This is a genomic window from Bacteroides caecicola, assembly GCF_023337095.1.
Taxonomy (GTDB): Bacteria; Bacteroidota; Bacteroidia; order Bacteroidales; family Bacteroidaceae; genus Phocaeicola; species Phocaeicola gallinarum.
The window spans coordinates 1-10,388 of the sequence record NZ_JAMBLM010000025.1; the positions used below are offsets into that span (position 1 = coordinate 1).

The 10,388-nt window shown below is 44.7% G+C and carries 11 protein-coding genes and 2 tRNA genes; 3 read left to right on the top strand and 10 right to left on the bottom strand.

The window, feature by feature from the left end:
• Positions 1-751 precede the first annotated feature (751 nt).
• On the bottom strand, positions 752-1,405 hold the full coding sequence (gene upp, locus M3085_RS13575) for a uracil phosphoribosyltransferase (protein WP_178257440.1): 654 nt from the start codon (positions 1,403-1,405) through the stop codon (positions 752-754).
• A 274-nt stretch (positions 1,406-1,679) separates the two neighbouring features.
• Between upp and pckA the strand changes: the two genes are divergently transcribed.
• Both pckA and M3085_RS13585 read left to right on the top strand, forming a co-directional pair.
• Entirely contained in the window at positions 1,680-3,284 is a 1,605-nt protein-coding gene (gene pckA, locus M3085_RS13580; protein WP_178257439.1) for a phosphoenolpyruvate carboxykinase (ATP), read from the top strand.
• Positions 3,285-3,379: 95 nt separating this feature from the next.
• The gene (locus tag M3085_RS13585) at positions 3,380-4,036 is read left to right on the top strand and encodes a nitroreductase family protein (RefSeq protein ID WP_204500361.1); all 657 of its coding nucleotides are present in this window, start codon (positions 3,380-3,382) and stop codon (positions 4,034-4,036) included.
• 140 nt (positions 4,037-4,176) lie between these two features.
• Here the strand turns inward: M3085_RS13585 and M3085_RS13590 are convergent.
• From M3085_RS13590 to prmC, 8 genes are all read right to left on the bottom strand, one after another.
• Positions 4,177-4,262: transfer RNA gene (locus M3085_RS13590), tRNA-Leu, on the bottom strand.
• An 18-nt stretch (positions 4,263-4,280) separates the two neighbouring features.
• A tRNA-Gly gene (locus M3085_RS13595) sits at positions 4,281-4,353 on the bottom strand.
• A gap of 74 nt (positions 4,354-4,427) precedes the next feature.
• Positions 4,428-5,768 carry an argininosuccinate lyase gene (argH, locus tag M3085_RS13600; RefSeq protein WP_204500360.1) on the bottom strand — a complete coding sequence of 447 codons (1,341 nt, stop codon included), beginning with the start codon at positions 5,766-5,768 and terminating at the stop codon, positions 4,428-4,430.
• A gap of 33 nt (positions 5,769-5,801) precedes the next feature.
• Entirely contained in the window at positions 5,802-6,230 is a 429-nt protein-coding gene (locus M3085_RS13605) for an SRPBCC family protein (protein ID WP_178257239.1), read from the bottom strand.
• Between the two features lie 99 nt (positions 6,231-6,329).
• Positions 6,330-6,965: an orotate phosphoribosyltransferase gene (pyrE, locus tag M3085_RS13610; protein ID WP_178257238.1), complete on the bottom strand. Its 636-nt coding sequence runs from the start codon at positions 6,963-6,965 to the stop codon at positions 6,330-6,332.
• A 100-nt stretch (positions 6,966-7,065) separates the two neighbouring features.
• A complete protein-coding gene (locus M3085_RS13615) occupies positions 7,066-7,767 on the bottom strand; it encodes a ComF family protein (RefSeq protein ID WP_204500358.1) in 702 nt (233 codons plus the stop codon).
• Positions 7,751-8,230: a regulatory protein RecX gene (locus tag M3085_RS13620; RefSeq protein ID WP_178257237.1), complete on the bottom strand. Its 480-nt coding sequence runs from the start codon at positions 8,228-8,230 to the stop codon at positions 7,751-7,753. The genes M3085_RS13615 and M3085_RS13620 overlap by 17 nt, the downstream gene beginning before the upstream one ends.
• Complete coding sequence (prmC, locus tag M3085_RS13625) at positions 8,227-9,069, bottom strand: peptide chain release factor N(5)-glutamine methyltransferase (RefSeq protein WP_249053304.1); 843 nt, start codon at positions 9,067-9,069, stop codon at positions 8,227-8,229. The genes M3085_RS13620 and prmC overlap by 4 nt, the downstream gene beginning before the upstream one ends.
• Positions 9,070-9,117: 48 nt before the next feature.
• On the opposite strand from prmC, the gene ribD reads away from it, so the two are divergent.
• On the top strand, positions 9,118-10,152 hold the full coding sequence (gene ribD / locus M3085_RS13630; protein WP_249053305.1) for a bifunctional diaminohydroxyphosphoribosylaminopyrimidine deaminase/5-amino-6-(5-phosphoribosylamino)uracil reductase RibD: 1,035 nt from the start codon (positions 9,118-9,120) through the stop codon (positions 10,150-10,152).
• Here the strand turns inward: ribD and M3085_RS13635 are convergent.
• A partial coding sequence (locus M3085_RS13635; RefSeq protein ID WP_249053306.1) for a hypothetical protein occupies positions 10,140-10,388 on the bottom strand: 249 nt, incomplete at its 5' end. The two genes, ribD and M3085_RS13635, sit on opposite strands and share 13 nt — an antisense overlap.

Here is a 10,388-nt window from a genome sequence, read left to right on the forward strand (position 1 = left end):
CATCACGGCTCCTATATACATTTATTATATATACAACAGGAAGCCGCTCCTAAAGAAACCGTCGCTTGTACTACTTTTTCGTCTCCTGCATATCTAAAGAATTTCAATGACCTCTCTGTCTTCCCTTCCCGCGTCGTTTTCAGCGGAAAAGCGTTGCAAAGGTAAGCACTTTTTTTCATTCCACCAAAACTTTTTTCAAGTTTTTTTTCGGGGAGGTTTTTCGGGGCGGTCGGACCGCGGCACGAAAGATACCACCCCAAGCGGGGAAAGATGCCAGCCTTTCATCGTTCAGAGGCTTTCGCTCCCGAAAGCGGGTGCAAAAGTACGCACTTTATCCGATTCTGCAACACACTCCACACACTTTTTTTCATCTTTTTTTGATATTCGCGGAAAATATGCTGTAAAACAGGGTTTTACAACGGAAACTTTTTGGAAGGGAGCAAGCGAAGGATGAAAAACCGCACATCTATATATACGGGCGTACGCGGTTACATTTATTTATGCGGCACAAACACGGGCAAATTTCTACCCGGAAGGACGAAAATTTCTATTCGGAGCGTCAACCGTCCCATGCGGTAGGAACAGGAAACGCTTCGGCTTCCGTTTTTAGGAGTGAGGAAACAGGACATAAAAAATGCCTCTTCAGCGGAATTTTACCGAATGAAGAGGCTAAGAACTTATTTAAATTTTCTGATTAAGTATTTTTATCGGCTTTCGTGTGAGCTTTGGACGACAAACTAAAAACAGACTCTCACTCTTTTTCACCAAAACACAAATCACCTGCATCGCCCAAACCGGGTATAATATAAGAATGTGCATTCAGCTCCGGATCGACCGCCGCACACCATATTGTTGTTTTATCCGACGGGAAAACTTTTTCAAGATGATTCACAGCCTGACGGCTTGCAATGACCGACGCTATATGAACATGAGCCGGCTCACCTTTCGTAAGCAAAGCCTCATACGCATATTCCATCGAAGCCCCCGTAGCCAACATCGTATCGGTAAGTATCAATGTTTTTCCATCCAAGCGGGGCGAGGCTATATACTCAATATGAATATCAAAATGCTCTTCATCCTGATATTTCCGGTACGCCGAGACAAAAGCATTTTCTGCGTGGTCGAAATAATTCAAAAAACCTTGATGAAAAGGCAGGCCGGCACGCAGGATAGTAGCTATAACAGGACGAAGGGCAGGCACTTTAACAAATGTTTCGGATAAAGGCGTCTGTACTTTTAACGGTTGATAAGAAAAAGTACGACTAATTTCGTAAGCCATAATCTCGCCTATCCGCTCGATATTCCGGCGAAAACGCAGGCTGTCAGTCTGTATTTGTACGTTACGTATCTCGGCAATGTACTGATTTAAAATAGAATTGTCATTGCTAAAATCAACAATCTTCATAAACTGTTTAACTGGTTTTACATTAAGAATTAAGTGTTTATCAGGCGCAAAGAAACAAAATAAAAATGGATTTGTAATGTAGAATTTACAATTTTGTTACACAAGTATAAATCTTTTCCAATTACGGAATTTTTTCTCTAATAACTTCTTTGATTTAAAAATAAACCACTATTTTTGTAGCGCAAAAAGCAAAAGAGATGTTGAAGGACATCTTTTAAGGATAACAAAAACGATATTACACATTTGATATAATAACCAAATAATCATTTGAACAATGGCAAATTTAGATCTTACTAAGTACGGTATCAATGGAACCGTAGAAATCGTACACAATCCTTCTTACGACGTATTGTTCGCTGAAGAAACAAAAGCTGGTTTGGAAGGTTTTGAAAAAGGTCAGGTAACTGAACTGGGTGCAGTAAACGTAATGACCGGTATCTACACGGGTCGTTCTCCTAAAGATAAATTCTTGGTAAAAGACGCTACAAGTGAAAACACTGTATGGTGGACTTCTGAAGAATATAAAAACGACAACAAACCTGTTACTACTGAAACTTGGAACGTATTGAAAGACTTGGCAGCTAAAGAACTTTCAAACAAGAAGTTGTATGTAGTTGACGGTTACTGCGGTGCCAACCCTGCAACTCGCCTTTGCGTACGTTTCATCATGGAAGTTGCTTGGCAGGCTCACTTCGTAACTAACATGTTCATCCGCCCGACAGCTGAAGAACTGGAATCATTCGAACCTGACTTCGTGGTTTACAATGCTTCTAAGGCTAAAGTTGAAAACTACAAAGAATTGGGCTTGAACTCAGAAACTGCTGTTGTATTCAACCTGACTACTAAAGAACAAGTTATCCTGAATACTTGGTACGGCGGTGAAATGAAGAAAGGTATGTTCTCAATGATGAACTACTTCAACCCGCTGCGTGGTATCGCTTCTATGCACTGTTCAGCTAACACCAACATGGAAGAAACTGACTCAGCTATCTTCTTCGGTTTGTCTGGAACAGGTAAGACTACTTTGTCTACCGACCCGAAACGTAAATTGATCGGTGACGACGAACACGGATGGGATGACGAAGGTGTATTCAACTACGAAGGTGGTTGCTACGCAAAAGTTATCAACTTGGATAAAGAATCAGAACCGGATATCTACAACGCTATCAAACGCGACGCTTTGTTGGAAAACGTTACAGTTGCTGCTGACGGTAAGATTGACTTCGCAGATAAGAGCGTAACAGAAAACACTCGTGTTTCTTACCCGATTTACCACATCAACAACATCGTTAAGCCGGTATCTAAAGGTCCTCACGCTCACCAAGTAATCTTCTTGTCAGCTGATGCCTTCGGTGTATTGCCTCCGGTATCTATCTTGAACCCGGAACAAGCTCAGTATTACTTCTTGTCTGGATTTACTGCAAAATTGGCAGGTACAGAACGTGGTATCACTGAACCGACTCCGACATTCTCTGCTTGCTTCGGTGCTGCTTTCTTGACTTTGCACCCGACTAAATATGCAGAAGAACTGGTTAAGAAGATGAATAAAGTAGGCGCTAAAGCATACTTGGTTAACACTGGTTGGAACGGAACTGGCAAGCGTATCTCTATCCGCGATACTCGTGGTATTATCGACGCTATCTTGGACGGTTCTATCGACAAAGCTCCGACTAAGACTATCCCGTACTTCGACTTCGTTGTTCCGACTGAATTGCCGGGCGTAGATCCGAAGATCCTTGACCCGCGTGATACTTACGCTGACGCAGCTCAATGGGATGAAAAAGCTAAAGACTTGGCTGGACGCTTCATCAAGAACTTTGCTAAGTTTACAGGAAACGATGCAGGTAAGGCTTTGGTTGCTGCTGGTCCGAAATTGTAATTCGAACTTACAAAATCTTAAATATAAAAGCGGTTCTCTACGGAGAATCGCTTTTTTTTATATATTTATCCCCGAATCATTTTAATTATATCAGTATGAAATACCTGAAACAAACTGTTTTAGCTGCCTTACTACTTCCACTCGTGGCTTGTGGAGGGAATCAGAAACCGCAAACAGAGGCAGAACAGACAACCGGCACGACGGAGAGTAACACAAACCAAGTTATTGAAACCATCATGACGCGCCGCAGTATCCGGCAATACAAGCCACAGGCCGTAAACCGCGACACGATGCAAATAATCTTAAACTGTGGCATCAATGCTCCTAACGGACAAAACAAGCAATCATGGGCTATCCGGGTAGTAGACAATCCGGATTTCATCAATGGTATTACGGAGGTATATAAGAAAGCTAATCCGAACGCGACCAAAGACCCGAACTTTAAGAATATGTTCCGCAATGCACCTACGGTAGTGTTTATCGCTCACGACACGGCTTACGATTTATCACAAATAGACTGTGGACTGCTGGGTGAAAACATGATTCTTTCAGCGTGGTCAATGGGTATCGGCTCTTGCTGTTTGGGAGGTCCTACCCGTTTCATGACCAACACCCCTGAAGCAGCCGATTATCTGAAGCGTCTGGACATACCTGAAGGATATGAACTGTTATACTGCATCGCATTTGGCTATCCCGATGAAACGCCGGCAGCAAAACCGCGTGACGAACAGAAAATCAAATTTATTGAATAGGATTGATATCTTACGAAATAAAGAGAAACCCGCCATTGACAAAATCAGGCTCAATGGCGGGTTTCTTTCCAATTCTTCAACAGCTTATGAGGACAAAAAAGAAAAGACAAACCGTCAAAACAACGATTTGTCCCTTAGAGTACTCGAAGCGGGACTTGAACCCGCACAGCCATTACTGGCCAAGGGATTTTAAGTCCCTCGTGTCTACCGATTCCACCATTCGAGCAGCCTTTCAAAGATATAGAGCGGAAAACGAGACTCGAACTCGCGACCCTAACCTTGGCAAGGTTATGCTCTACCAACTGAGCTATTTCCGCGTTTCGGGTGCAAATGTAGGGAGATTTATTATATCATCCAAACATTTACACCGTTTATTTTTAAAAAAAATCCATTAGCGATTTAATAATGATTTCTCTGCGGCTTCGGCAACCGAGAAATTAAATCCTGCCATTACCTGACTCATTAAATCTGTAATCCGGTCGTTACACAAATTGCCGATACTGCCCTCATGTGTGTGATGTACCTGCTTATCATGTGTAAAGTTTCCTTTCTCAATATCTAATCCTACCTTCTTATACGCATCGCGGAAAGGCATTCCTTCGTTGGCCAAACGATTGACTTCTTCCACGCTAAACATATAAAGGTATTTGTCGTCGTCAAGGATGTGTTCATTTATTTTTATCTTGTCGATGATGTATGCCGCCATTTGCAGACAATCTTTCAGTTCATCGAATACAGGCAAGAATACCTCTTTAATAATCTGCAAATCGCGGAAATATCCGGAAGGAAGATTATTCATAATCATCATGATCTGTTGGGGCAGTGCTTGGATTTTGTTACATTTAGCACGAGTCAACTCAAACACATCGGGATTTTTCTTATGAGGCATAATACTGGAACCGGTGGTACACTCATCCGGAAGTTTTACGAAACCAAAGTTCTGGCAACTGAACATACAGGCATCGAATGCCAACTTTGAGAGCGTTCCGGCGATAGATGCCAGCGCAAAGGCTACATTACGTTCCATTTTTCCGCGTCCCATCTGTGCGTAAACCACGTTGTAGTCCATTGAGTCGAAGCCTAACAGACGGGTAGTCATTTCACGGTTCAGAGGAAACGATGAACCGTATCCGGCAGCGGAGCCAAGCGGATTACGGTTGCAAACTTTATAAGCTGCCTGCAAAAGCATCATGTCGTCAACCAAACTTTCGGCATAGGCTCCGAACCACAAGCCAAATGAGGAGGGCATCGCTATCTGCAAATGTGTATAGCCGGGCATCAGAACATCTTTGTATCGGTTACTTTGAGCTATCAGTACATGAAAAAGGTCTTCAGCAGCTTCGGCTATTTCTTTGATGCGGGCGCGAGTGAAAAGTTTCAAATCGACCAATACTTGGTCATTTCGCGAACGCCCACTGTGAATTTTCTTACCCACATCCCCTAACCTGCGTGTCAGCATCAACTCTACCTGCGAGTGTACATCTTCTATACCATCTTCAATGACAAACTCCCCTTTTTCTGCCGTTTCATAAATATGTTTCAATTCTTCCAGCAATGTCTTTAAATCCTCAGAGGTAAGCAGTCCAATGCTCTCAAGCATCGTTATGTGAGCCATAGAGCCCAATACATCGTATTTAGCCAGATAGAGGTCCATTTCCCTGTCGTGTCCTACCGTGAAACGGTCGATTTCTGCGTTTACTTGTACGCTTTTTTCCCAAAGTTTCTGAGCCATTGTAATCCTTCTTTAATTGACGAGATTTAGTTATTAATAAGGTATACGCGCCAGCGTTTCTGCCAGTTTTTCCACTCCTTCCTGCAAGGGTTTCGATACCATTGCTTTCATAAACATATTAACTTCGGCGCGTATTGTTACTTTTATTTTCGATTCTTCTTCCGATACGGGCAGTATTTGAATCCACAAGTTCATCGGAATAGGAGTTTTATCTCCCTCAAACTTGATACATTTCATCGGCTCACGCTCTATGATGCGAAGCGTAAGGTTGATTCCTTGTACTTTGATAGACAGCGAGTCACGATCGAAAGACATATCCTCTATCTTGCCTTCGAGTTTGCTTTTCATTTCATCCAGCTTATCGCGCATCCGCTCCATGTTGTTCAAGTCTGACAACACGCCATATACTCGCTCCTGACTGTAAGAGATATGCTTTACGTTACTTTCAAATTGTATAGCCATTGATTTTTTAGGGTTAGGGGTTTTACATAAAAGCACGGAGGCTGCGTTTTTTCAACAAAAATCGCGCCTCCGTGCTCTCTATGCTTTAAATATATAAAATTATTTTCCTGTCCAGTGAGCCGGATCTTTTCTCCATGCCTGCAAAACCGGAATATCTTCTTCGTTGATATAATCCGTTTTCAGGGCAGCCTCCAGAACGGCATTGTAGTTAGTTAATGTAACCAGCTCTACCTTAGCGCTCTTAAAGGCTTCTGCCGATACATCGAAACCATAAGTAAACGATGCAATCATGCCGATAACTTCGCATCCGTCGCGACGAATTGCTTCGACAGCTTTCAGGCTGCTTCCACCCGTAGAAATCAAGTCTTCGATAACTACCACTTTCATACCCGGACGGAGTTCTCCTTCAATCAGGTTTTCCAATCCGTGGTCTTTCGGACTTGAACGAACATAAACAAACGGGAGGTTCAACTCTTCTGCTACCAATGCACCTTGTGCGATAGCTCCCGTTGCCACGCCTGCAATAGCGTCTACATCTCCGAACTTCTCAAGGATAGTACGGCAAATTTCCAATTTCACGAAATTGCGAAGAGCCGGATAAGAGAGAGTCTTACGGTTGTCACAATAAATGGGTGATTTCCAACCCGAAGCCCATGTAAAAGGATTTGCCGGCTGGATTTTAACCGCTTTTACTTTCAGCAATTTTTCTGCGAATAATCTTTCCAATGCTTTCATAACCTAACTGTATATCTGATAAATGTTTCTGCAAAAGTATGGAAATCCCACGGGAATAGAAAATTTACCTGCATTTATTTTTATGCAGTGGGGTGAGATTTTAAAAGGCATTAAGTTTTGCCCAAGCCAGTGTAAGGATGCTGATACGGACGTCGACGCTTTTCAGCAGTGCCTCGGCACAGGCGGAGAGAGTGGCTCCGGTAGTCAACACATCGTCGACCAGCAGCAAGTGCTTGCCTGCCAGCCGGAGAGTTTCCGGAGTGGTTCGAAACAAGGTTTCTGTATTTACCCAACGCTCGTAAACGGATTTATGCGTCTGTGTCTGGTTGTTGTGTACGCGGGAGATGACATGCGGGTACACCGGAATATCGGTACGTGCCGATATGCCCTGCGCCAACTGTTCGCTTTGGTTATAACCGCGCTTGCGCAAACGCTTGGGATGTAAAGGAACGGGCACAAGTCCGTCAATGCCGTGAAAAAATCCCGATGGAAGCAGCTCGTCGGCAAGCAGCATCCCCATCTGCCGGCAAATATCTTTCCGTCCATGATACTTCATGGCGTAAAGAATCTGTGCCACCCCGCCACCTTTAGTATATAAATACAGCGTAGAAGCGCGTTCGATCGGAATAATTCCCCAAAACATTTGTTCCATTTCATTTCCCGGCGTATTTCCCAAATGTACTTTCGGTAATCCTGCCATGCAACCGAGGCAGAGGGGATTTTCCACATGCAACAGTTTTGCTCCACATGCCGGGCACCAACGGGGAAAGAAAAAGTCGCGCAAATCAGAAACCGTAATCATCCGCATCGGGTTGTTTGATTTGGCGCATCACTTCCTCGGGCGTAAATCCTCTGCCTATGGCGAAACGAATCAGTTTTGTGTTCCGCTCGTACTCGGTATTTCCTTTTACCGATTTTGCTTTCTGCTTTAAAAGGCGTTTCAATATGTCCGTATATTCTTCTTCGTCTATCTCTTCCAGCCCGGCAGCTATTTCGTCGGTTGAAAGATGTTTCATCCGGAGTGCCTGCACGATTTTCATCCGCCCCCATTGGTTGAAGCGATATTTGTCTCTTACAAAAAAACGGCAGAAGCGGGTGGAATCCAGATAGCGTTCGTTAAACAGATGCGCCATGATGCGTGCCTGCACTTCTTCGTCGGCTCCCCACTGTTTCAGCTTGGCTTCCACGTCTGCGGGGCAACGCTCTGCCGCCGAGCAGAGGGCTTCTGCTTTCAGCTTTAATTCTTTTTCGGTATATTCTTTCATCTTTTTATCGCTTTAATCATGCGGGCATTACCATACGAGTCTGAACGCACTTCTACTTGGCTATACCCTCCGTATTTCAGCATAGCGGCGGTTTCACTCCCGTATGCGCGATTTATCTCGAAAAACAATTTGCCTCCGGGTTTCAGCATTTGATTGCCGATGTGGGCAATGCGGCGGTAAAAACGCAGCGGGTCTGTGTCGGGCACGAACAATGCGGTTTCAGGTTCGTAATCTAATACGTTTCGCTCCATCTCCGCGCGTTCGCTTTCGGTGATATAGGGCGGATTGCTGACGATAATGTCAAATACGGAGATGTCAGTCGGTTCGTTGAATACATCCATGCAGGAAAATGCGATGCGGACGTTGTTATGCAGAGCGTTTTCGCGCGCTACCGCCAATGCTTTTTCCGAGATGTCCCATGCCGAGACTTCGGCTTCAACCATACGCCCTGCCAACGTAATGGCTATACATCCGCTCCCTGTACCGATATCGAGCACGCGCAAGCCCGACTGCGGACAGTCGGACACAATCCAGTCTACCAACTCGGCCGTTTCCGGTCGCGGTATAAGTACATCGGAAGAAACTTTCAGCGTCAGCCCGCAAAACTCCGTTTTCCCTATTATATATTGTATAGGTTCAAACCGAGCAAGCCGGACAAGAATATCGTTTAAACGGTTACGCTTTTCCATCGGAAAATCAGTATCTTTGCCGGCATAAAGTTCGAGCGTAGAAAAGCCGAATTCCTCTTCCAGTATCCATCGGGCAAGGGCAGACGCTTCTGTTTCGGCATACGAAGCGGCAATAAGTTTTTGCTTTATATAGATATAAAGGGGATTCATACATAAAAATAATAATGTACAAAAGTAAGCATAAAAACATATAACCTCATGACAACAGACGAAAAATATATCCGCAGATGCATACAACTGGCACAAAACGGGATGATAAACGCGGCTCCGAACCCGATGGTGGGAGCAGTTATCGTATATCGCGACAAGATTATCGGTGAGGGGTATCATGCCCGCTGCGGAGAGGCACACGCAGAGGTAAATGCCATTCGTTCGGTCAGCGATGAACAGCTGCTGACAAAATCGACGCTTTATGTAAGCCTCGAACCTTGTTCGCACTACGGGAAAACGCCTCCGTGTGCCGACTTGATTATCAGCAAGGGGATTCCCCGTGTGGTGGTAGGGTGTATCGACCCTTTTTCACAAGTATCCGGTCGCGGAATCCAAAAATTGCGCAATGCCGGCATCGATGTGACGGTAGGCGTTTTAGAGGCGGAATGCCGGCGGCTGATTCGGCGTTTCATTACGTTTAACACCCAAAAACGTCCGTACGTCACGCTGAAATGGGCACAATCTGCCGACGGGTTTATTGACACGATACGTGAAGACGGAAGTCCGGTAATTCTGTCTACACCACTCAATTTGGCATACGTACACAAGCAACGTGCCGAGCATCAGGCCATTTTGGTAGGCAGACGAACGGCATTGCTCGACAATCCTTCGCTTACGGTCCGCCATTGGTACGGCAAAAACCCGCTTCGCTTGGTAATCGACCGCAATTTGTCATTGCCCCCGTCACTCCACCTGTTCGACGGCAGCAATCCTACCATCGTTTTCACTGAACAGCCGAAACCGATGGGCAAGAACGTTTCGTGCGTGGCATTAGATTTCCATAGTGACATCTTGCCTCAAATCATGGATAAACTTTTCCGGAACAACATACAGTCGTTGCTGGTAGAAGGAGGAGCTTCGCTCTCACAGTCATTCATCGATGCCGGACTGTGGGACGAGATTTACATCGAACATGCCCAAAGCGTTTTAGGAGACGGAGTAAAAGCGCCTCAAGTACCTGCCGGATATAAAGCTGAGTATGAGCTGCGTGATGGAGTTACGGTTTCTCATTATGTACGGTAAAACAGGCAGGAAATTTCCTGCCGAAATGCACCGAAAAACGCAACCGCAAGCGTGGAGTATTCCATGCGGATAAGTTCACCATTTCTATTCGGAAGGCTTGCCTGTCTTTCAGGTAGAATTTTCAAGCTCAAATCATGCCGAAACACGCCCTTTGCAGAGGGTCTGTTTGAATTTTCAAAAAAGGAAATTTCATCCATCCCTTTTGAGGAACCGAGGTTAAACATAATTTTAGAGTT

Coding starts and splice junctions, on each gene's coding strand:
- upp (WP_178257440.1), bottom strand. CDS start 1,405: ATGAAGATTGTTGATTTTAGCAATGACAATTCTATTTTAAATCAGTAC.
- pckA (WP_178257439.1), top strand. CDS start 1,680: ATGGCAAATTTAGATCTTACTAAGTACGGTATCAATGGAACCGTAGAA.
- M3085_RS13585 (WP_204500361.1), top strand. CDS start 3,380: ATGAAATACCTGAAACAAACTGTTTTAGCTGCCTTACTACTTCCACTC.
- argH (WP_204500360.1), bottom strand. CDS start 5,768: ATGGCTCAGAAACTTTGGGAAAAAAGCGTACAAGTAAACGCAGAAATC.
- M3085_RS13605 (WP_178257239.1), bottom strand. CDS start 6,230: ATGGCTATACAATTTGAAAGTAACGTAAAGCATATCTCTTACAGTCAG.
- pyrE (WP_178257238.1), bottom strand. CDS start 6,965: ATGAAAGCATTGGAAAGATTATTCGCAGAAAAATTGCTGAAAGTAAAA.
- M3085_RS13615 (WP_204500358.1), bottom strand. CDS start 7,767: ATGATTACGGTTTCTGATTTGCGCGACTTTTTCTTTCCCCGTTGGTGC.
- M3085_RS13620 (WP_178257237.1), bottom strand. CDS start 8,230: ATGAAAGAATATACCGAAAAAGAATTAAAGCTGAAAGCAGAAGCCCTC.
- prmC (WP_249053304.1), bottom strand. CDS start 9,069: ATGAATCCCCTTTATATCTATATAAAGCAAAAACTTATTGCCGCTTCG.
- ribD (WP_249053305.1), top strand. CDS start 9,118: ATGACAACAGACGAAAAATATATCCGCAGATGCATACAACTGGCACAA.